The organism is Streptomyces peucetius (assembly GCF_025854275.1).
Taxonomy (GTDB): domain Bacteria; phylum Actinomycetota; class Actinomycetes; order Streptomycetales; family Streptomycetaceae; genus Streptomyces; species Streptomyces peucetius_A.
On the sequence record NZ_CP107567.1, the window covers coordinates 4,750,802 to 4,772,005 of the forward strand.

21 protein-coding genes are annotated in these 21,204 nt (G+C 71.4%); 2 read left to right on the top strand and 19 right to left on the bottom strand.

The annotated features are described in order from the left end of the window. Positions 1-182 precede the first annotated feature (182 nt). The 9 genes from tsaE to OGH68_RS21965 form a co-directional block, all read right to left on the bottom strand. On the bottom strand, positions 183-695 hold the full coding sequence (gene tsaE / locus OGH68_RS21925) for a tRNA (adenosine(37)-N6)-threonylcarbamoyltransferase complex ATPase subunit type 1 TsaE (RefSeq protein ID WP_264246523.1): 513 nt from the start codon (positions 693-695) through the stop codon (positions 183-185). Then, positions 667-1,911, bottom strand: coding sequence for an alpha/beta fold hydrolase (locus OGH68_RS21930; protein WP_264246525.1), 1,245 nt, complete (start codon positions 1,909-1,911; stop codon positions 667-669). Before OGH68_RS21930 ends, tsaE begins: the two co-directional genes overlap by 29 nt. Positions 1,912-1,923: 12 nt before the next feature. Further along, entirely contained in the window at positions 1,924-3,123 is a 1,200-nt protein-coding gene (alr, locus tag OGH68_RS21935; RefSeq protein WP_264246527.1) for an alanine racemase, read from the bottom strand. Positions 3,124-3,491: 368 nt separating this feature from the next. Continuing rightward, positions 3,492-4,934, bottom strand: coding sequence for an NAD(P)H-hydrate dehydratase (locus tag OGH68_RS21940; RefSeq protein ID WP_264246529.1), 1,443 nt, complete (start codon positions 4,932-4,934; stop codon positions 3,492-3,494). Between the two features lie 394 nt (positions 4,935-5,328). After that, positions 5,329-5,697, bottom strand: a complete 369-nt coding sequence (locus OGH68_RS21945; RefSeq protein WP_264246532.1) for a holo-ACP synthase — start codon at positions 5,695-5,697, stop codon at positions 5,329-5,331. 6 nt (positions 5,698-5,703) lie between these two features. Further along, positions 5,704-7,551, bottom strand: coding sequence for a glutamine--fructose-6-phosphate transaminase (isomerizing) (gene glmS / locus OGH68_RS21950; RefSeq protein WP_264246534.1), 1,848 nt, complete (start codon positions 7,549-7,551; stop codon positions 5,704-5,706). A 36-nt stretch (positions 7,552-7,587) separates the two neighbouring features. Then, positions 7,588-8,355, bottom strand: a complete 768-nt coding sequence (locus tag OGH68_RS21955; RefSeq protein WP_264246536.1) for a hypothetical protein — start codon at positions 8,353-8,355, stop codon at positions 7,588-7,590. Between the two features lie 126 nt (positions 8,356-8,481). After that, on the bottom strand, positions 8,482-9,294 hold the full coding sequence (locus OGH68_RS21960; RefSeq protein WP_264246538.1) for an ABC transporter permease: 813 nt from the start codon (positions 9,292-9,294) through the stop codon (positions 8,482-8,484). Beyond that, the gene (locus tag OGH68_RS21965; protein WP_264246540.1) at positions 9,291-10,325 is read right to left on the bottom strand and encodes an ATP-binding cassette domain-containing protein; all 1,035 of its coding nucleotides are present in this window, start codon (positions 10,323-10,325) and stop codon (positions 9,291-9,293) included. Before OGH68_RS21965 ends, OGH68_RS21960 begins: the two co-directional genes overlap by 4 nt. Positions 10,326-10,486: 161 nt before the next feature. Between OGH68_RS21965 and coaA the strand changes: the two genes are divergently transcribed. Then, entirely contained in the window at positions 10,487-11,482 is a 996-nt protein-coding gene (coaA, locus tag OGH68_RS21970) for a type I pantothenate kinase (RefSeq protein ID WP_264246542.1), read from the top strand. A 148-nt stretch (positions 11,483-11,630) separates the two neighbouring features. On the opposite strand, the gene glmM is transcribed toward coaA, so the two are convergent. From glmM to OGH68_RS21990, 4 genes are all read right to left on the bottom strand, one after another. Next, complete coding sequence (glmM, locus tag OGH68_RS21975) at positions 11,631-12,989, bottom strand: phosphoglucosamine mutase (protein ID WP_264246544.1); 1,359 nt, start codon at positions 12,987-12,989, stop codon at positions 11,631-11,633. 133 nt (positions 12,990-13,122) lie between these two features. Further along, on the bottom strand, positions 13,123-13,635 hold the full coding sequence (gene rpsI / locus OGH68_RS21980; protein ID WP_264246546.1) for a 30S ribosomal protein S9: 513 nt from the start codon (positions 13,633-13,635) through the stop codon (positions 13,123-13,125). A gap of 41 nt (positions 13,636-13,676) precedes the next feature. Continuing rightward, entirely contained in the window at positions 13,677-14,120 is a 444-nt protein-coding gene (gene rplM, locus OGH68_RS21985) for a 50S ribosomal protein L13 (protein ID WP_264246548.1), read from the bottom strand. Positions 14,121-14,656: 536 nt separating this feature from the next. Beyond that, entirely contained in the window at positions 14,657-16,276 is a 1,620-nt protein-coding gene (locus OGH68_RS21990) for an ABC-F family ATP-binding cassette domain-containing protein (RefSeq protein ID WP_264246550.1), read from the bottom strand. A 56-nt stretch (positions 16,277-16,332) separates the two neighbouring features. Here OGH68_RS21990 and OGH68_RS21995 point away from each other — a divergent pair, with 56 nt between their 5' ends. Continuing rightward, the gene (locus tag OGH68_RS21995; protein WP_264246552.1) at positions 16,333-17,319 is read left to right on the top strand and encodes a hypothetical protein; all 987 of its coding nucleotides are present in this window, start codon (positions 16,333-16,335) and stop codon (positions 17,317-17,319) included. Here OGH68_RS21995 and truA read toward each other — a convergent pair. The 6 genes from truA to rpmJ form a co-directional block, all read right to left on the bottom strand. Beyond that, positions 17,290-18,174: a tRNA pseudouridine(38-40) synthase TruA gene (truA, locus tag OGH68_RS22000; RefSeq protein ID WP_264246554.1), complete on the bottom strand. Its 885-nt coding sequence runs from the start codon at positions 18,172-18,174 to the stop codon at positions 17,290-17,292. The genes OGH68_RS21995 and truA overlap by 30 nt on opposite strands. Before the next feature lie 79 nt (positions 18,175-18,253). Next, on the bottom strand, positions 18,254-18,778 hold the full coding sequence (gene rplQ, locus OGH68_RS22005; protein ID WP_264246555.1) for a 50S ribosomal protein L17: 525 nt from the start codon (positions 18,776-18,778) through the stop codon (positions 18,254-18,256). Between the two features lie 107 nt (positions 18,779-18,885). Further along, a complete protein-coding gene (locus OGH68_RS22010; RefSeq protein ID WP_003956430.1) occupies positions 18,886-19,908 on the bottom strand; it encodes a DNA-directed RNA polymerase subunit alpha in 1,023 nt (340 codons plus the stop codon). Between the two features lie 122 nt (positions 19,909-20,030). Further along, entirely contained in the window at positions 20,031-20,435 is a 405-nt protein-coding gene (gene rpsK, locus OGH68_RS22015) for a 30S ribosomal protein S11 (RefSeq protein WP_003948617.1), read from the bottom strand. A 64-nt stretch (positions 20,436-20,499) separates the two neighbouring features. Then, positions 20,500-20,880 carry a 30S ribosomal protein S13 gene (gene rpsM / locus OGH68_RS22020; RefSeq protein WP_264246556.1) on the bottom strand — a complete coding sequence of 127 codons (381 nt, stop codon included), beginning with the start codon at positions 20,878-20,880 and terminating at the stop codon, positions 20,500-20,502. A gap of 190 nt (positions 20,881-21,070) precedes the next feature. After that, complete coding sequence (gene rpmJ, locus OGH68_RS22025) at positions 21,071-21,184, bottom strand: 50S ribosomal protein L36 (RefSeq protein ID WP_003956441.1); 114 nt, start codon at positions 21,182-21,184, stop codon at positions 21,071-21,073. Between the last annotated feature and the right edge of the window lie 20 nt (positions 21,185-21,204).

Here is a 21,204-nt window from a genome sequence, read left to right on the forward strand (position 1 = left end):
TCCTGGGGTCCGGGGACGGGCAAGGTTAGGTAGACCTAACCCGGTCTCGGTACCATGTCATCACGCGCGACACCAAGGGCGCAATACTTTCCCGACACCGTGTCGGAACGTGCCCCGGCGGTTGAAGCGGTACGCCGCCCTCCCTCCCCGGCCCTCCGGGCACGCGAGGCCCGTCCATCGGGCTACGCCGAGAGGTCCACTCCCGCCCAGCGGGCCCCGTACCCGAGGAGCGTCACCACGCGGCGGTCGTCGTCCGTGTCGCCCACGACCCGGTGGATGATCACGTGCAGGCGGTCCTCCGAGAGGTCCTCGACCTTGCCGTCGCCCCACTCCACGACCACCACCGACTCGGGCAGCGACACGTCGAGGTCGAGGTCCTCCATCTCGTCGAGGCCACCGCCCAGGCGGTACGCGTCGACGTGCACCAGCGCCGGGCCGCCCGTCAGCGACGGGTGGACGCGGGCGATGACGAACGTCGGGGACGTGACGGCGCCGCGCACGCCGAGGCCCTCCCCGAGGCCGCGGGTCAGTGTCGTCTTGCCGGCGCCGAGCTCACCCGTGAGCATCACCAGGTCGCCCGGGCGCAGCAGCTTGGCGAGGGTGCGACCCAGGTCCTGCATCTGCTCGGGGGAGTCCACCGAGCGTCGTACGGAGGCGGCGGCGGTCTCAGTCGCCGGGATGTGCGGTGCTTCCATAGCGACCAACGGTAGCCGCTGCGGACACCGCCCCGGCCCGGACGAGAAGGTCCGCGATCCGGTCGGTGACCGTCTCCGGATGCTCCAGCATCACCAGGTGTCCGGCGTCGGGCACGATGACCAGCTCCGCACCGCGCAGGACGTCACCGATGGCCTCGCTGTGCGTACTGGGCGTGACCAGGTCCTTGTCACCCGCGAGGACGAGCACCGGCAGCTCCTGGAAGACGGTGAGGGCTTCCGTCTTGTCGTGCTCGGCGAAGGCGGGGTAGAACTCGGCGACCACGTCGATCGGGGTGGACTCGATCATCCGTTCCGCGAACCTGGCCACCGCGGGGTCGACGTCCTTGGAGGAGAACGAATACCGCTTGACGAGCCCCGCGAACAGGTCGGCGGTGGCCCGCCGGCCCCGTTCGACCAGCTCGGCCTGGGAGCCGAGGGCCCGCAGCACGCCCGGCAGCACGCGTCTGACCGCGTTCACCCCGGCCACCGGCAGGCCGTAGCTGACCTCGCCGAGCTTCCCGGAGGAGGTGCCGACGAACGCCGCGCCGACCACGCGTTCCCGTACCAGCTCCGGGTGGTGGGCCGCGAGGGCCATCATCGTCATGCCGCCCATGGAGTGGCCGACGAGGACCAGCGGCCCTCCGGGCGCCGCCGCGTCGATGACGGTCTTCAGGTCCCGGCCCAGCCGGTCGATGGTGACCGGCCGGCCGCCGGAACCGTCCTGCGACGTGCCCCGGGCGGAACGGCCGTGGCTGCGCTGGTCCCAGTGGACCGTGCGGACCAGGCCGCGCAGCGCGGCGCGCTGGAAGTGCCACGAGTCCTGGCTGAGGCAGTAGCCGTGGCTGAACACGACCGTCACCGGCGCCGGCGTCTTGTGCCCGAAGAGCCTGCGGCGGCGCGGTGCGGCGGCCTCGGGATCGACTTCGTCGACCTCGTAGTAGAGCGCCGTGCCGTCGTCGGCCAGGGCCTTCCCGGGGGTGCCGCGCAGGGCGCCGTACGGGCCCGCGGCGTCGAGTGCGAGCCGGGCCTTCCTGCGCATCCCGCGGCCGACGGTGAGCCGTTCGAGCGCGACACCCGCGGCGGCGCCCGCCGCGACCACGCCTATCGCCGCCCCGGCGAAGCCCGCGCGCCGCCAGTTGCCCGACGCCGCTTCCGCTGCCGCGGCAGCGGCGCCGACGGCGGCCTCGGCCACGTCCCCCGTACCGGTCTCGCTCACCGTGCCGCTCTCCTACTCGTGGGGGTGTTTCCCTGAGGTCTCGAAGGCCTCGGGGTCCTCGTTCAGGTGGACGCGCGGGACCCGCGTACCGATGCGTGTGACGATCTCGTACGCGATGGTGTCCGCGGCCTGCGCCCAGTCCTCGGCGCTCGGTTCGCCCCGGTCGCCCGGGCCGAACAGCACGGCCTCCGAACCCTCCGGGACCCGCTGCCCGCCGAGGTCCACGACGAACTGGTCCATGGCGACCCGTCCGGCCACCCGTCGCCATTCGCCCGCGACGAGGACCGGTCCGCGGCCGGAGGCGTGACGCGGGATGCCGTCCGCGTAGCCGACGGGGATCAGACCGAGGGTGGTCTCCGCGTCGGTGACGTAGTGGTGGCCGTAGCTGACGCCGTGGCCGGCGGGTACGTGCTTGACGAGGGCGACGGAGGCGGCGAGCGTCATCACGGGGCGCAGCCCGAAGTCGGCGGGCGTGCCCAGCTCCGGGCTCGGCGAGATGCCGTACATCGCGATGCCGGTGCGCACGAGGTCGAAGTGCGATTCCGGGATCGTGAGCGTCGCCGGGGAGTTGGCCATGTGGCGCACCTCCGGCTCGATGCCGGCCTTCTCCGCGTGGTCCACCATGTCGTGGAAGACGCCCAGTTGGGCGGCGATCGAGGGGTGGCCCGGCTCGTCGGCGCAGGCGAAGTGGGACCACAGGCCGGTGACGTCGACGAGACCGTCCTCCTCGGCGGCGCGGGCTGCGGCGACGAGTTCGGGCCAGTCGGCGGGCTGGCAGCCGTTGCGCCCGAGGCCGGTGTCGGCCTTGAGCTGGACACGGGCGGGCCGGCCCGCCTCCTTCGCCGCCGCGGTCACCTCTTCGAGCGCCCACATGCCGCTCACCGACATGTCGAGGTCCGCTTCGATGCCCTCGCGCCAGGGTCCGCCGGGCGTCCACAGCCAGCACATGATCCGGCCCTGGATGCCGGCGTCGCGCAGGGTGAGCGCCTCGTGGGGGGTGGCCGTACCGAGCCAGGTGGCGCCGGCTTCGAGCGCCGCGCGGGCGCAGGGCACCATGCCGTGGCCGTACGCGTCCGACTTGACCACGGCCATCAGCGCGGCCCGCGGGGCGCGGGCGCGCAGGGCGCGCACGTTGGCGCGCAGGGCTGCGAGGTCGATCTCGGCCCGTGCGCGCAGAGGTGCGGTTCGGCGGGGCGGTGCTGTGTGGCTCATCGCACTCAGTGTCTCAGAGCCGTACGACGGGATCCGTACGGCGGGCGGTCGCGTGCGTCACGGCGCGGGCGCCGGTGGTACGGGGGCGCGCGCCCTCGCACGTGCCGGGCGGCGCCGTCTCGCACGCGGCCCGTGGCCGGCCGCCGGTACGCGCAGGGTGCGCGCACGCCGCCCCACGCCGACCCGTGACCACGGCGTGTCGCCACCCGTGACCGCCGGGCAGGCGTGCACGCACGTGTCGTCCCCGGTGACGCCCGGCCGGCCCGACGTCTACGGCCGCCGCGAGCGGCACGTCGGCGGCACGGGCGGCCGGGGCGCGCACTCGCGTCATCCCTGGAGTCACCCGGGCGACGCCCGGCCCGGCGTCGTCAGCCGGCGCACACGTCCCGCCATGCCGCCGGGAGCGCCGCCGCCACCTCCGTCGCCGTGACCGGGGCGCCCTGCGCCGCCGCGTGACGGGCCGCCAGCCCGTGCAGATACGCGGCGGCCGAGCCCGCGTCCCGCGCGTCGAGCCCGGCGGCGAGCAGCGAACCGGCCAGCCCGGACAGCACGTCTCCGCTGCCCGCCGTGGCCAGCCACGGAGTGCCCATCGAGTTGACCCGGACCGGTGAACGCTCCCGGTCGGGCGCGGCGACCAGGGTCGTCGACCCCTTGAGCAGCACCGTGGCCCCGAAACGCGCGGCGAGTTCGCGTACGGAGTCGAGCCGCGCGGCCTCCACCGCCTCCCGCGCCACGCCGAGCAGCGCCGCCGCCTCTCCCGCGTGCGGGGTCAGCAGGGTGGGGGCCTGCCGGTCGCGTACGGCCGCGACGTCCAGCAGGCGCAGTCCGTCCGCGTCGACGAGCACAGGCACGTCGGAGGCGAGGACCTCCCGTACCGCGTCCGCGTCGTCGCCGAGCCCCGGTCCGACGACCCACGCCTGGACGCGGCCCGCCTTGCCCGGGGGGCCCGCGTGGACCAGGGTCTCGGGGAAGTGGGCGATCACCGCGTCCGCCGCCGGGCCGACGTACCGCACGGCGCCCGAACCGCCGCGCAGCGCCCCCGCGACCGACAGCACGGCCGCACCCGGATAGCGCGCGGAACCGGCGACGACGCCGACGACCCCGCGCCGGTACTTGTCGCTCTCGGCGGCCGGCACCGGCAGCATCCGGCCCACGTCGGCGTGCTGGAGTGCCTCCAGCTCCGGCAGGGACGGCAGGTGGTCCTCCAGGCCGATGCCCACGAGCCGCACGGTGCCCGCGTACTCCTTGCCCGGATCGACGAGCAGCCCCGGCTTGTACGTCCCGAACGTGACGGTCGCGTCCGCGCGCAGCGCCTCGCCCCGCACCTGGCCCGTGTCCGCCTCGATCCCGCTGGGCAGGTCGACGGCGACGACCGCGGCGTCCGAGCCGCGGGCGGCCCGGGCCACGGGGACCGCCTCGGCGCGCAGACCGCCGTGGCCGCCGATGCCGGTGATCCCGTCGAGCACCAGGTCGGCGGAGGCGAGCGCCTCGAACGGGTCGTCGGCGACATGACCGCCGGCCGCGAGCAGCGCCGTGAGACCGCCGCGGTGTACACGGTCGCGCGCGAGCGGCACGGCGACGACACCGGCGCCGCGACGCGCCAGCCGGGCCCCGGCGTACAGGGCGTCGCCGCCGTTGTCACCGCTGCCGACGAGCAGCACGATCCGTGCGCCGTACACCCTGCCCAGCAGCCCGGCACAGGCGGCGGCCAGCCCGGCGGCGGCGCGCTGCATCAGCGCGCCCTCCGGCAGCCGCGCCATCAGCTGTGCCTCGGCGTGCCTCACGGTCTCCACGCTGTACGCAGTACGCATGCCCACGAGTCTGCCGCACCTGCCCCTGGCGGCGCGCGGCCGTCACGGGGCCGGTCCCCCGCCCGCCAAAGACGTCACTCCGCGGGGCCGGCACGTGCCGGTCCCGTCGGGGCTCCGCCCCGAATCCCGCGCCTCGAACTCCCCACGACGGCCTGGCGGCCGGGGGTGAAGGTACCTCCCACGCCGCCGGGTGCAGGGGGAGTGCCCCCAGCAAGGCTGGATGTGCCCCCGGCCGAGGAACCACTGCCCCGGAGGGTGCGGACCGGGCCAAGCCCTGCGGGCAGGCCCGGTCCGCCGAAGGCCGCCCGGCGGGCGGGCCGGGGTCCGGGGCTGGAACCCCCGGTTGCGGGAAGGGGCAGGCAGGGGAAACGGTCCCGCGCAGCGGACCCGGGGCCTACCCCTCGGCGATGACCACCGCGGACGCGATGCCCGCGTCGTGACTGAGCGACACGTGCCAGGAGCGGACGCCGAGTTCGGCGGCGCGGGCGGCGACCGTGCCGTGGACGCGGAGCAGCGGGCGGCCGGAGTCCTCCACACACACCTCGGCGTCCGTCCACAGCAGGCCTGCCGGTGCGCCGAGAGCCTTCGCCAGGGCCTCCTTCGCCGCGAACCGCGCCGCGAGGGAGGCGTACCCGCGCTGCTCACCGCTCGGCAACATCAACTCCTGTTCCAGGAAGAGCCTTTCGGCCATGCCCGGTGTCCGCTTCATGGACGCGGCGAAACGGTCGATCTCCGCCACGTCGATCCCCACCCCGATGATCATTCGACCTCACTCCACCGTCACGGACTTCGCCAGGTTCCGCGGCTGGTCCACCTCGTTGCCGCGGGCCGTCGCCAGCTCGCACGCGAAGACCTGCAGCGGTACCGCCGCGACCATCGGCTGGAGCAGCGTCGGCGTCGCCGGGATGCGGACCAGATGGTCGGCGTACGGCACAACCGCCTCGTCCCCCTCCTCCGCGATCACGATGGTCCGGGCGCCACGGGCCCGGATCTCCTGGATGTTGGACACGATCTTGTCGTGCAGCACGGAGCGCCCACGCGGCGACGGCACGACGACCACCACCGGCAGGTCCTTGTCGATCAGCGCGATCGGCCCGTGCTTGAGCTCGCCCGCGGCGAATCCCTCCGCGTGCATGTAGGCCAGTTCCTTGAGCTTCAGCGCGCCCTCCAGGGCCACGGGGTAGCCCACATGGCGGCCGAGGAACAGCACCGTGTTCTTGTCCGCCAGGGAACGGGCCAGTTCCCGCACCGGTTCCATCGTCTCCAGGACCCGTTCGACCTGGCCGGAGATCTGCGCCAGGTCGCGGACGACGGCGCGGATCTCGTCCGCCCACTTGGTGCCGCGGACCTGGCCGAGATAGAGCGCCAGCAGGTAGCAGGCGACCAGCTGCGTCAGGAAGGCCTTCGTGGAGGCGACGGCGACCTCGGGTCCGGCGTGCGTGTAGAGCACGGCGTCGGACTCCCTCGGGATCGTCGACCCGTTGGTGTTGCAGATGGCGAGGACCTTCGCGCCCTGTTCACGCGCGTGCCGCAGCGCCATGAGGGTGTCCATGGTCTCGCCGGACTGCGAGATGGCGATCACCAGTGTCCGCGGGTCGAGGATCGGGTCCCGGTAGCGGAACTCGCTCGCCAGCTCGACCTCGCACGGGATGCGGGTCCAGTGCTCGATGGCGTACTTGGCGATGAGGCCCGCGTGGAAGGCGGTCCCGCAGGCGACGATGACGACCTTGTCCGCCTCGCGCAGCACGGACTGCGGGATGCGCACCTCGTCGAGGGTCAGCTCGCCGGACGCGCCGATACGGCCGAGGAGTGTGTCGGCGACCGCCTTGGGCTGTTCGGCGATCTCCTTGAGCATGAAGTAGTCGTAGCCGCCCTTCTCGGCGGCGGAGGCGTCCCAGTCGACGTGGTACGAGTGGACCTCCGCGGGCTCTCCGTCGAAGCCGGTGACCGTCACGGCGTCGCGACGGAGTTCCACCACCTGGTCCTGGCCCAGCTCGATCGCGGACCGGGTGTGGGCGATGAACGCGGCCACGTCCGACGCGAGGAAGGACTCGCCCTCGCCGACGCCCACCACCAGCGGCGAGTTCCGCCGGGCGCCCACCACCACGTCCGGCTCGTCCGCGTGGACCGCGACCAGCGTGAAGGCGCCCTCCAGTTGTCTGCACACCATCCGCATCGAGTCCGCGAGGTCCCCCGTGGAGGAGAACGACTCCGCGAGCAGATGGGCCACGACCTCGGTGTCGGTCTCCGACCGGAGGTCGTGGCCGCGCTCGGCCAGCTCGCCGCGCAGGGCCGCGAAGTTCTCGATGATGCCGTTGTGGACGACGGCGACGCGGCCCGCGTTGTCGAGGTGCGGATGCGCGTTGAGGTCCGTGGGGCCGCCGTGGGTGGCCCAGCGGGTATGGCCGATGCCGGTGGAGCCGCTCGGCAGCGGCCGCTCGACCAGTTCCTTCTCCAGATTGACGAGTTTGCCCGCCTTCTTCGCCGGGGCGAGCCCCCCGTCGGCGAGTACCGCGACTCCGGCCGAGTCGTAGCCGCGGTACTCGAGCCGCTTCAGCCCGGCGATGACCACATCGAGCGCCGACTGTCCGCCGACGTAACCCACGATTCCGCACATGGCGGCAGCCTACGGTTCCGAGCGTGTGCGGGCAGGTCAGCCGAGCTTGGCCGCCTGCGCGTCGATGACGGCGGTCGGCAGCGGAAGGACGCCCTCGGGAGCCATGAGGTTGTACGAGGAGAACGACACGAACGTGCCGCCCTTGCGCACGACCGCCACGTTGAACGGCAGCTTCTCCCCCTCCTGCTCGGCGGTCATCGTCCACGCGACGGCCTCGTCGCCGCCCGAGACCTTCGCCTCGGTCAGCTTCAGGATCTTCTGCTCGTTGCCGGCCATCGTCAGGGTGAAGCCGTCGGCGCAGCTCGCCCCCGCGGACTTGAGGGCCGAGAACGCGTCGGCCGCACCCTGGCCCTCGTAGGACGAGAGCGCGATCAGCGACGTCGTGATGTCGAAGGCGCCCTCGATCGCGCCGTCCTTGCCGGCGTTCTTCACGTCGGGCTCCGCGGTGGCCCTGACCTTCACCGTCGCAACCGGCTCGCCCATGGGCGCGGCGGCCACGGCCCTGGCGAGCGGCTCGCACTCGGCCTTGTCCGTCTTGACGTCCTTGGCGGCGATGTCGTCCTGCGGTCCGGCCTTCACGATCTTGTGTGCCTTGACGTCGCCCTGGACGAGCGCGACCTTCTCCAGCTCGGCCGCGGTCAGCGCCTTGGTCGCGGGCTCGGCGGCAGCGGACTCCTTGCCCTTGGCCTTGGTGTCGTCCTTCGTCCCCCCGCCGGAACCCTCGCCGCCACAGGCGCTGACCAGCAGAACCAGGGACGCCGCGGCGGCGGCCAGGGCAGTACGGCGTACAGCAGTGCTTCGCATGGCGCAAACTTCCTCGAATGATCGCAGCGACCCCTCCCGAGGCGGCGGCTCACGCCTGGCCGGCTCCGTATCGCTGCTGGTGAGCCGTACCTTAACCCGTGGCTCGGACACCGCCCGGCTGCGCTGTCACACCTTGGCCCGGTACGCCCGCATCGCCAGGGGACAGAACACCAGCGTGATGCCGGCCGCCCACACCAGCGACCACATCACCGGCTCTCCCACGGGGCCGCCGAGGAGCAGGCCGCGGAACGCGTCGGACAGATGGGTCACCGGGTTCACGTCGCTGAAGGCCTGCAGCCAGCCGGGCATCGTGTCGACCAGCACGAAGGCGCTGCTGGTGAACGTGATCGGGAAGATGAGCGTGAAGCCGAAGGCCTGCACCTTCTCCGCGTCACCCGCCAGCATCCCGATGAGCACCGCGCACCACGAGACGGCTGCCGCGAAGACCACCAGCAGCAACGCGCCCAGCAGGAAGCCCCCGAGACCGCCGGTCACCCGGAAGCCGAGCAGCAGGCCGAGACCGATCATCAGCAGCATGGCCCACACATGCTTGGTGAGGTCGGCGGCTATCCGGCCGACGAGTGGGGCGGAGCGTGTGATCGGCAGGCTGCGCAGCCGGTCGAAGACGCCCTTGGTCAGGTCGGTGTTGAGCGCCATGGCCGTGTACATGGTCATGAACAGGGTGTTCTGCACGATGATCCCGGGGAGCGCGTACTTCAGATACGCGTCCGGGGAACCGGCCATCTGCCCGCCCAGCACATAGGTGAACAGAAAGACGAACATGATCGGCGTGATGCTGTAGTCCACCAGCTCCAGCGGATTGTGCTTGACGGCCACCAGGCTGCGCCACGCCATCGTGAACGTCTGCCGCAGCCCGTCGAGCGGCTTCACCCTGCCGGGCCGCCGCCCCGATGCGACGGGCATCGTCGTCGCGGTCATGTCGGACTCACCGCCGTCTCCCTCCTCTGCTCGTCGTCCACGTGGCCGGCCTCGTCCGCTTCGCGGGCGGACTTGTCGGGCTGGTCGGACTCCTTCTGCGGCTCGGCCCGGTGGCCGGTCAGGGCCAGGAACACCTCGTCCAGCGACGACCGGCGCAGCGTCAGCTCGCCCACGGCTATCCCCTCGCGGTCGAGCGTGCGCACCACCGCCGGCATCAGCTCGGTGTCCTTGACGGGCACGATGACCGACTCGCCCTCGATCTGCGTCTGCGTCCCCGCCGCCTTGGCCACCAGCGCGTGCGTACGCGCCAGGTCGTCCGCGGCGACCGGCCTCACCTGCAGGACCTGTCCACCGACCTCGGACTTCAGGGCGTCCGGAGTGCCTTCGGCGATGACGCGGCCCTTGTCGATGACCACGATGTCGTCGGCGAGCAGATCCGCCTCGTTCAGATACTGGGTGGTCAGCAGCGCGGTCGCGCCGTCGGCTATCAGGGCGCGCAGCATGTCCCACAGCTCTCCGCGGCTGTGCGGGTCCAGGCCCGTGGTGGGCTCGTCCAGGAAGAGGATGCTCGGCCGGCCGACCAGGCTCGCCGCCAGGTCCAGCCGGCGCCGCATACCGCCGGAGAAGGTCTTCACGGCCCGGCCCGCCGCGTCGCCGAGCCTGAACCGGTCCAGCAGCTCGGCGGCCCGTGCCCTGGACTCCCGTCTCGGCAGACCGAGCAGTCGGCCGATGAGCAGCAGATTCTCCGTGCCGGTCAGATTCTCGTCGACTGCCGCGTACTGTCCGGTGAGGCCGATGAGGGAGCGCACCGCACCGGCCTCCCGGACGACGTCATGGCCCGCCACGGTGGCCCGTCCCGCGTCGGGCGTCAGGAGCGTGGCGAAGATCCGTACGGCCGTCGTCTTCCCCGCCCCGTTCGGCCCGAGCAGCCCCAGCACCGAACCGGTGCGGGCCGCCAGGTCGACACCTGCCAGCGCTTCGGTCTCCTTGAAACGCTTGGCCAAACCTTCTGCCTGGATCGCGTACGTCATAGGACACCCCTCGGGGATTTCGGACGTCGCGGGTCGGCGCCCACCTCATCGACAACTGTGACGCACGCCACTGACATTCCGGCCGGGAGCGGCCCGCCGCCCCTCCCCCGCGTGACCGAGCACACGGCCCACAACCGCGCCGTACGCACGACAATGGCCCTGTGATCACTTCGCCGCCACGGAGCGCCCACCGCCGGGCCGAGCATCCGTCGACCCCGTACGTCGACCTCACCCGCGCGGAGTGGAGCGCCCTGCGCGAAAAAACACCGCTGCCCCTCACCGCCGAGGAGGTCGAGCAGCTCCGCGGGCTCGGCGACGTCATCGACCTCGACGAGGTCCGCGACGTCTACCTGCCGCTCTCCCGGCTGCTGAACCTGTACGTCCAGGCCACCGCCGGGCTGCGCGGCGCCCTCAACACGTTCCTCGGTGACGCGGGGAACGGCCACGGCGAGCAGCGGGGCACGCCCTTCGTCATAGGGGTCGCCGGCTCCGTCGCGGTCGGCAAGTCGACCGTCGCCCGGCTCCTCCAGGCGCTGCTGGCCCGCTGGCCGGAGCACCCGAGGGTCGAGCGGGTGACCACCGACGGGTTCCTGTTGCCCATGAAGGAGCTCCAGGCCCGTGGGCTGATGTCACGCAAGGGCTTCCCCGAGTCGTACGACCGCCGGGCGCTGACCCGTTTCGTGGCCGACATCAAGGCCGGCAAGGACGAGGTCACCGCGCCCGTCTACTCGCACCTGATCTACGACATCGTCCCGGACGAGCGGCTGACCGTGCGCCGCCCGGACATCCTGATCGTGGAGGGGCTCAACGTCCTGCAGCCGGCGCTGCCCGGCAAGGACGGCCGGACCAGGGTCGGTCTCGCCGACTACTTCGACTTCAGCGTGTACGTCGACGCCCGTGCGGAGGACATCGAGACCTGGTACCTCAACCGGTTCCGCAAGCTGCGGGAGACGGCGTTCCAGGACCCTTCCTCGTACTTCAGGAAGTACACCCAGGTCTCCGAGGAGGAGGCGCTCGACTACGCCCGCACCATGTGGCGGACCGTCAACAAGCCGAACCTGCTGGAGAACGTGGCGCCCACCCGCGGGCGGGCCGCACTGGTGCTGCGCAAGGGCCCCGACCACAAGGTGCAGCGGCTGTCGCTGCGCAAGCTCTAGGGACGGGCGGGGCAGCTTCCCGGTCCGCGAGGCGGGCGGCCGCCCCGCACGACGCGGGCCCCTCGCACGCGCCTGCGCCCGGCCCGCGACTTCGCGTCGCGGGCCGGGCGCGGGCGTCGCCGAGGCCGGCACCGGCCTGGCGGGGGTCTCAGCCGAGCACGGACTTCACCACGTCGGCCAGCCGCCCCGCTACGGTGCGTGCCTGCTCGATGTCCGCGGCCTCGACCATGACCCGCACCAGCGGTTCCGTGCCCGAGGGACGCAGCAGCACCCGTCCGGTGGAGCCGAGCTCGCGCTCCGCCTCGGCGACCGCGTGCGACAGCTCTGCCGACGTCTGCACCCGGGCCCTGTCGACGTCCGGCACGTTGATGAGCACCTGCGGCAGGCGCTGCATCACCCCGGTCAGCTCGGCCAGCGAACGGCCGGTCGCCGCGAGGCGGGACGCCAGCATCAGGCCGGTGAGCGTGCCGTCACCGGTCGTGGCGTGGTCGAGCACGATCACATGGCCGGACTGCTCGCCGCCGAGCCCGAAGCCGCGCTCCTTCATGGCCTCCAGGACGTAACGGTCGCCGACCGCCGTCTGCACCAGCTCGACGCCCTCACGCTCCATGGCCAGCTTGAAGCCCAGGTTCGACATGACCGTGGCGACGACGGTGTTGCCGCGCAGCGTTCCCGCCTCACGCATGGCGAGCGCCAGCACAGCGAGGATCTGGTCGCCGTCGACCTCGTTGCCCTCCGCGTCCACCGCGAGGCAGCGGTCCGCGTCGCCGTCGTGCGCGATGCCGAGGTCGGCGCCGTGCTCGACGACGGCCGCCTTCAGCAGACCCAGGTGCGTCGATCCGCAGCCGTCGTTGATGTTGAGACCGTCCGGGTCCGCGCCGATCGTCACGACCTCGGCACCGGCGCGTGCGAACGCCTCCGGGGAGACACGGGAAGCGGCGCCGTGTGCCTCGTCGAGGACGACCTTCAGGCCGTCGAGGCGGTGCGGCAGTACGGCGATGAGGTGGGCGACGTACTTGTCGAAGCCCTCGTCGTAGTCCGTCACGCGGCCCACTCCCGCGCCCGTCGGCCGGTCCCACGGCTCACCGGTCCGGTGCTGCTCGTAGACCTGCTCGATACGGTCCTCGAGCTCGTCGGCCAGCTTGTGGCCGCCGCGGGCGAAGAACTTGATCCCGTTGTCGGGCATGGCGTTGTGGCTGGCGGAGAGCATCACGCCGAGATCGGCACCGAGCGCGCCGGTGAGGTACGCCACCGCCGGGGTCGGCAGCACACCGACGCGCAGCACGTCGACGCCGGCGCTCGCCAGCCCCGCCACGACGGCCGCCTCCAGGAACTCTCCGGACGCGCGGGGGTCACGGCCGACCACCGCGGTCGGGCGATGGCCCGCGAACGTGCCCGCTTCGGCGAGCACATGCGCCGCGGCGACCGACAGGCCGAGCGCGAGCTCCGCCGTCAGATCCGCGTTGGCGACGCCGCGTACACCGTCCGTACCGAAGAGTCGTGCCACTGTCGTCCTCCGAGAATGCTGGATGCTCGAACCGTAATACGCCCGGGGCGGGCGATAGACGAACGCCCCGGCAGCACGGAGTGCCGCCGGGGCGATCGAAAGGCCGTACAGGTGTCTGCAGGCCGCTTGCGCTTTAGCGCTTGCTGTACTGCGGGGCCTTACGGGCCTTCTTGAGACCGGCCTTCTTGCGCTCGACCGCACGGTCGTCGCGGGAGAGGAAGCCGGCCTTCTTGAGGGCGCCGCGGTTGTTGTCCACGTCGGCCTCGTTCAGCGCGCGGGCCACGCCGAGGCGCAGGGCACCGGCCTGACCGGAGACGCCGCCACCCGAGATGCGGGCGATGACGTCGTAGCGGTTGTCGAGCTCGAGCACCTTGAAGGGCTCGTTGACTTCCTGCTGGTGCACCTTGTTCGGGAAGTAGTCCTCGAGGGTGCGCCCGTTGATCTTCCACTTGCCGGTGCCCGGAACGATCCGGACGCGGGCGATGGCGTTCTTGCGACGGCCCAGGCCGGCGGCCGGCTGCGGCTCGCCGAAGCGGGACGCCATGGACTCGGTGGAGTACTCGCCCTCGACCGGAACCTCGGTCTCGGTGGTGTACTGCTCGACGTCAACCTCTTCGAGCGGGGTCTCGGCGGTGGTCTCAGCCACGATTCTCCTCAGATTCTTTTCGTCTTAGGGGGTGGCCGGACTTACTGCGCGACCTGGGTGATCTCGAACGGGACCGGCTGCTGGGCAGCGTGCGGGTGGTTCTCGCCCGCGTAGACCTTCAGCTTCGAGAGCATCTGACGGCCCAGGGTGTTCTTGGGGAGCATGCCCTTGATGGCCTTCTCCACGGCCTTCTCGGGGCTCTTCTCGAGCAGCTCGTCGTAACGGACGGAACGCAGACCACCCGGGTAGCCGGAGTGGCGGTACGCCATCTTCTGGGTCCGCTTGTTGCCGGACAGGTGCACCTTCTCCGCGTTGATGATGATGACGAAGTCACCAGCGTCAACGTGCGGCGCATAGATCGGCTTGTGCTTGCCCCGGAGAAGGGTAGCGGCGGTGGTCGCCAGACGGCCCAGGACGATGTCCTGCGCGTCGATGATGTGCCACTGGCGCGTCACATCGCCGGGCTTGGGGCTGTACGTACGCACGGTCGTAGCCTTCGCTTCTTCAGTGAGTGTGGTCCTGACAAGGCCACCCGGACGATCACGACAGCCCTGGCGGCACACGGGGACGCAACCCGTGCACCTGCCGCTGGTCATCGGCCCGGTGGACCGGCGTAAGGGCCCCTCACGTGAGATAGAGCAAGCCAATACGCATAACGAACCAGCAGAATACCCGTGGGGGCCCTGGCGGGTCAAAACAGGTCCCCGGCGCCGTCCGCGGGCGGCCGCTGCGCGGTGCGTCTCCCCTCCCCCGCCCCTTCCCGCTGTACCGATGTGCGGCTCAGCCGCGTGGCGGCGCAGGCCCCGGGCCCCGGGCCGCCCGCCGGACGGTGTCCGGGGCTCGCCCCGACCCCGGTACCGCGCTCCGCGCGGTGGCCTCAATCGCCGGCCGGGCTGCACAGCAGCCTCGGCCGGCGATTGAGGCGCGGGGGCACGGTGGGGCCCCCACCCCGCCAGGCGTAGGGGAGGAGCCCCCGAAACACCGCGCGGAGCGCGGTGGGCGGGCCCGGACGGGTCGGGAGCTACCGCGCGCGCTCGACCCTGCGCTCGTCCCACACCGGCTCCGGCGTCTCCCGGACGACCCCGTCGGAGCCGAAGACCAGGTACCGGTCGAAGGAGCGCGCGAACCAGCGGTCGTGCGTGACCGCCAGCACCGTGCCCTCGTACGCCTCCAGGCCCTCCTGGAGCGCCTCCGCCGACTCCAGGTCCAGGTTGTCCGTCGGCTCGTCCAGCAGCAGCGCCGTCGTGCCCGCCAGCTCCAGCAGCAGGATCTGGAAGCGGGCCTGCTGGCCGCCCGACAGCTTCTCGAACGGCTGGTCCCCCTGGCGCTCCAGCTCGTACCGCCGCAGGACCGACATCGCCCCGCCCCGGTCCTTGGCGTGCTCCGTCCACAGGATGTCGACGAGAGTGCGGCCCAGCAGCTCGGGGTGGGCGTGGGTCTGGGCGAAGTGCCCGGGAACGACACGCGCGCCCAGCTTCCACTCCCCCGAGTGCGCGACGGACTCCCCCGCCAGGAGCCGCAGGAAGTGCGACTTGCCGGAGCCGTTGGAGCCCAGCACCGCCACCCGTTCCCCGTAGAAGACCTCCAGGGAGAACGGCTTCATCAGCCCGGTGAGCTCCAGCCCGGCGCAGGTGAGCGCACGCACACCCGTCCGTCCGCCGCGCAGCCGCATCCTGATGTCCTGCTCCCGCGGCGGCTCCGGCGGCGGGCCGGCCTCCTCGAACTTCTTGAAGCGGGTCTGCATCGCCCGGTACCTGGAGGCCATGTCCGGGCTGTTCGCCGCCTGCTGCCGCAGGCGCAGCACCAGGGCCTTCAGCCTGGCGTGCTCCTCGTCCCAGCGCCGCTTGAGCTCCTCGAAGCGCGCGAACCGCTCCCGCCGCGCCTCGTGGAACGTGGCGAAGCCCGCGCCGTGCACCCATACGTCCGACCCTGCGGGTCCCGGCTCCACGGCCACGATCCGCTGCGCGGCCCGCGCCAGCAGCTCCCGGTCGTGGGAGACGAACAGGACCGTCTTACGGGTCTCCTTCAGCCGCTCCTCGAGCCACCGCTTCCCCGGCACGTCCAGATAGTTGTCCGGCTCGTCGAGCAGCAGCACTTCGTCGGGGCCGCGCAGCAGCGCCTCCAGCACCAGGCGTTTCTGCTCGCCGCCGGAGAGGGTCCGCACCTGCCGCCACTGGGCCTTCTCGTACGGCACTCCGAGCGCCGCCGTGGTGCACATGTCCCACAGGGTCTCCGCCTCGTACCCGCGCGCCTCCGCCCAGTCGCTCAGGGCCTGCGCGTACCGCATCTGCGCGGCCTCGTCGTCCACGGTCATGATCGCGTGCTCGGCGGCGTCGACGGCGGCCGCCGCCTCCCTGATCCGGGGCTGGGACACCGAGACCAGCAGGTCACGCACCGTGCGCTCGTCCCGGACGGAGCCGACGAACTGCCGCATCACCCCGAGCCCGCCGCTGACGGTGACCGAGCCGCCGTGCGGCTGGATCTCCCCCGCGATCAGCCGCAGCAGTGTGGTCTTGCCGGCGCCGTTGGCCCCCATCAGCGCCGCGACCGCGCCCTCGCCCACCCGGAACGAGACGTCCGCGAGGAGCGGACGGCCGTCCGGCAGGTAGTACTCGAGATGCCCGGCTTCTACATGTCCCATGGCGCCGATTCTGACGGCAGAGACCGCCCCCGCCCAACAGGTTTAGGATGCGCGGCATGAGCTTTGGGCAGGGGGGGCCTCAGTGGGGTTCCGGCGGACAGAACCAGAACCCGTACAACCAGGGCCAGTACGGACAGAACGAACACGGCCGGCCGAACCAGTACGGCCACGGGCAGGCACCGTACGGCCGGGACGCCGCCGACCCGTTCGGCGGCCGGCCGGACAGTGACTCCGGCACGCCCGACTGGGCCGCGCTCGCCGAAGCCTCCGCCGCCCGTACCCGCCGCAAGCGCTGGCTGATGGTGGGCGGTGGCGCGCTCGCGACCGCGCTCATCGCCGGCGCCGTGGCGACCGCGATCGTCACGTCCAACAAGGACAGCGGCGACAACGCCTCGGACAAGGACAGCAGTCAGCTCCCCGCACCGGCCGACCTGCCGCAGAACACGACCGCTCCGGAGCCCTCCTTCTCCTCCGTGGCGCCGCTGCCGCCGCCGGACCCGAGGGACTTCATATCCGACCGGAAGAAGGACACGCTGCCGCTGAGCGCGACGTCCCTCTTCCCCGGCAAGAAGCTGACGATGGGCGACCGCGTCTACGACAAGGGCACCCTGTCCCGCACCGGCAACTGCGCGTCCGCGGTCAAGGGCGGTCTGACCGGCGCTCTGGAGAACAACGGCTGCGAACAGGTCTTCCGCGCCACGTACAGCAAGGACGGCATCGCCGTCACGGTCGCCGTGGCCACCTTCGAGAACGCGGCGAAGGCGAAGAAGGCGCTGCAGCAGGCGTCGGGCAGTGTCGTACCGCTGCCGGGCGCGGGCGTGCCGACCTTCTGCAAGGGTGGGCCGGTCTGCCGTACCACCTTCAACTCCTACGGCCGCTACGCCTACTTCACGACCACCGGCTACACCACGGCCAAGTCCGTCACCAAGGGCGACACCAAGGCCTTCCGGACGGGCGACGACCTCGGTGAGTTCACGTTCCGTCAGATCCTGCGCCGCGGCGAGGCGCAGGCCTCAGCCGCAGTTTCCACAGCCGCCCAGTAGCGGGACGGACGGGACCGAGGGCAGCGAACGACGGTTGCGGGCCTCCTTGTTGCGGGCGGCCAGCAACGCGTCGGCCGGGTAGCCGACGGCCTCCAGCGTCAGCCCGTGCGGCCGTACGACATGGACGGCCGAGTCCCGCACTCCGGCGGCCAGGACCTGCGCGGGCCACTCGACGGGCCGGTGCCCGTCGCCCACGAACAGCAGCGCGCCGACCAGCGAGCGCACCATGTTGTGACAGAAGGCGTCGGCCTTCACGGTCGCGGTGACGACGCCGGACGGGTCGCGTTCCCACGACAGTTGCTGGAGCGTGCGGATGGTCGTCGCGCCGTCGCGCTTCTTGCAGTACGCCGCGAAGTCGTGCTCCCCGACCAGCCCGGCCGAGGCCTCGTTCATCGCGGCCACGTCCAACGGCCAGTCGTGCCACAGCACATGGCCCCGCAGCAGCGGGTCGACGCCGCCTGGGTTGTCCGTCACCCGGTACGCGTAGCGCCGCCATATCGCCGAGAAGCGGGCGTTGAACCCCACGGGCGCCTCCGCCACGCTCCAGATCCGCACATCGCGCGAGAGCCGCCCGGCGAGCCGCTTCAGCAGCTTGTCGCGGTGCTCGGCCCAGAGCTCCTCGGGCAGGTCCACGTGCGCCACCTGGCCGCGCGCGTGCACGCCGGCGTCGGTGCGTCCGGCGACGGTCAGCTCGTACGTGGTCCGCGAGCGCGTCACCGTCCGCAGCGCGTCCTCGATCTCGCCCTGCACGGTCCGCCGGCCACCGGCCTGCTTGGCCCAGCCGGAGAAGTCCCTGCCGTCGTACGAAAGATCCAGCCGCACCCGCACGAAGCCGGGCTCCACCTCGTCGCTCACGCGATCCATCCTCTCAACTCACGCGGAACGGGCCCGCCCCCAGTGGGAACGGGCCCGCTCGACGAACCTGAAATCAGGCTCAGGCGTCCTTCTCGCTGTCACCAGCCGCTTCCGCGGCGGGCTCGGCCGGAGCCTCGTCGGCCTTCGCCTCCGCGGCCTCGTCGGACGCGTCCTTCTTGAGGGCGTCCTCCTTGACCGCGCGCTTGGTGGCGGCCTCGGCCTCGGCCACGGTCGCCTTCTTCGCGATCTCGCCCTCGACGAGCTCGATCACAGCCATCGGGGCGTTGTCGCCACGACGGTTGCCGATCTTGGTGATACGGGTGTAGCCACCCGGACGCTCGGCGTAACGCGGAGCGATCTCGGTGAAGAGCGTGTGCACGATGCCCTTGTCCGTGATCGTCTGCAGCACCAGACGACGGTTGTGGATGTCGCCCTTCTTCGCCTTGGTGATCAGGCGCTCGGCGACCGGACGCAGGCGGCGGGCCTTGGCCTCGGTCGTGGTGATGCGGCCGTGCTCGAACAGCGACTTCGCCAGGTTCGCGAGAAGCAGCTTCTCGTGAGCGGCGCTGCCACCGAAACGGGCTCCCTTGGTGGGACGCGGCATGGGGTTTCTCCTTGTGATCTGCACCGGCCGTATCAGGTACCGGTGTCAGTGCCCTCCTGGCGGTCGCCGGAGGGTGTGCGGGGGGCCGAGGCCCCCCGCAAGCCTTCTCAGTACTGCTCGGTCTCGACGAAGCCCGCGTCCGCGTCGTCGTCGGCGCCGAAGGCGTCGGCGGCGGCGGTCGGGTCGAATCCGGGCGGGCTGTCCTTGAGGGCCAGGCCCATGCCGGCCAGCTTCGCCTTGACCTCGTCGATCGACTTCGCACCGAAGTTGCGGATGTCGAGCAGGTCGGCCTCGGAGCGCGCCACGAGCTCACCCACGGAGTGGATGCCCTCACGCTTGAGGCAGTTGTACGAACGAACGGTGAGCTCGAGCTCCTCGATCGGCAGCGCCAGGTCGGCGGCGAGGGCGGCGTCCGTGGGGGACGGGCCCATGTCGATGCCCTCGGCGTCGATGTTGAGCTCGCGGGCCAGGCCGAACAGCTCGACCAGGGTCTTGCCGGCGGACGCCATGGCGTCACGCGGGCGCATGGCCTGCTTGGTCTCGACGTCGACGATCAGCTTGTCGAAGTCGGTGCGCTGCTCGACTCGGGTCGCCTCGACCTTGTAGGTGACCTTGAGCACGGGGCTGTAGATGGAGTCGACCGGGATCCGGCCGATCTCCTGGCCCACCTGCTTGTTCTGCACGGCGGAGACGTAGCCGCGACCGCGCTCGACGGTCAGCTCCATCTCCAGCTTGCCCTTGCCGTTGAGCGTGGCGAGCACCAGGTCGGGGTTGTGCACCTCGACGCCGGCCGGCGGGGCGATGTCGGCAGCGGTGACCAGGCCGGGGCCCTGCTTGCGCAGGTACATCACGACCGGCTCGTCGTGCTCCGAGGAGACGACCAGCTGCTTGATGTTGAGGATGAGGTCGGTGACGTCCTCCTTGACGCCCGGCACGGTGGTGAACTCGTGCAGGACACCGTCGATGCGGATGGACGTGACCGCCGCACCCGGGATCGAGGAGAGGAGCGTACGGCGGAGGGAGTTGCCGAGCGTGTAGCCGAAGCCCGGCTCCAGCGGCTCGATGACGAACCGCGAGCGGTATTCGTCGACAACCTCTTCGGTCAGCGAGGGGCGCTGAGCGATCAGCATGGTGTTTTCCTTCAGTCGTGGACGCCCGCTATTTGACGTCCTCTGATACAGGGTACGGGCGGTACGTCCCTTTCGGGTCGTACCGCCCGGAACACCTGGTCAAGCAGTCAAGCAGCCGTGCGTCAGACGCGGCGGCGCTTGGGGGGACGGCAGCCGTTGTGCGGCGTGGGGGTGACGTCCTGGATCGAGCCGACCTCGAGGCCGGTGGCCTGGAGGGAGCGGATCGCGGTCTCACGGCCGGAGCCGGGACCCTTGACGAAGACGTCGACCTTGCGCATGCCGTGCTCCTGCGCGCGGCGGGCGGCCGACTCGGCGGCCATCTGCGCGGCGAAGGGGGTGGACTTGCGCGAGCCCTTGAAGCCGACGTGGCCGGCGGAGGCCCAGGAGATCACGTTGCCGGTCGGGTCCGTGATGGACACGATCGTGTTGTTGAACGTGCTCTTGATGTGCGCGTGGCCGTGAGCGACGTTCTTCTTTTCCTTGCGGCGCACCTTCTTGGCAGCGCCCTGACGTCCCTTGGGGGGCATGTCTTAACTCCTACGGAGGTGGTCGGTCCTACAGCGAAGACCGCTGATGAGCGTCCGCTGAGGACTACTTCTTGCCCGGCTTCTTCTTACCGGCGATGGCGCGACGCGGGCCCTTGCGGGTACGCGCGTTCGTGCTGGTGCGCTGGCCGTGGACCGGCAGGCCGCGGCGGTGACGCAGACCCTGGTAGCAGCCGATCTCGACCTTGCGGCGGATGTTGGCCTGGACGTCGCGGCGGAGGTCACCTTCCGTCTGGAAGTTGACGTCCACGTACTCGCGGATCTTGACCAGGTCCTCTTCGGCGAGGTCACGAACGCGGGTGTTCGGGTCGACACCGGTGGCGGCGAGGGTCTCCTGGGACCGGGTGCGGCCGATGCCGAAAACGTAGGTGAGGGCGACCTCGATGCGCTTGTCGCGCGGAAGGTCAACGCCTTCAAGGCGTGCCATTCATGGCTCCTGATGTAGTCGGAGGTCTTCCGCAGAGCCGTTCCGTGGCCGCCGCCCCTTGGACAAGAGAGGGAGGTACGGACCAGGTCCCCGGCCTCCACCGGAGGTGTCGCCGACCGTGGTCAGGCGTGCTCTGCGTATGTACGTATTTACTTGCGTCGCGCGAACTGCGAGTGCAGGTGGTCGTGCGTCAGCCCTGGCGCTGCTTGTGGCGCAGGTTGTCGCAGATGACCATGACCCGGCCGTGACGGCGGATCACCTTGCACTTGTCGCAGATCTTCTTGACGCTCGGCTTGACCTTCATGGGATGTGAGGTTCTCCGGG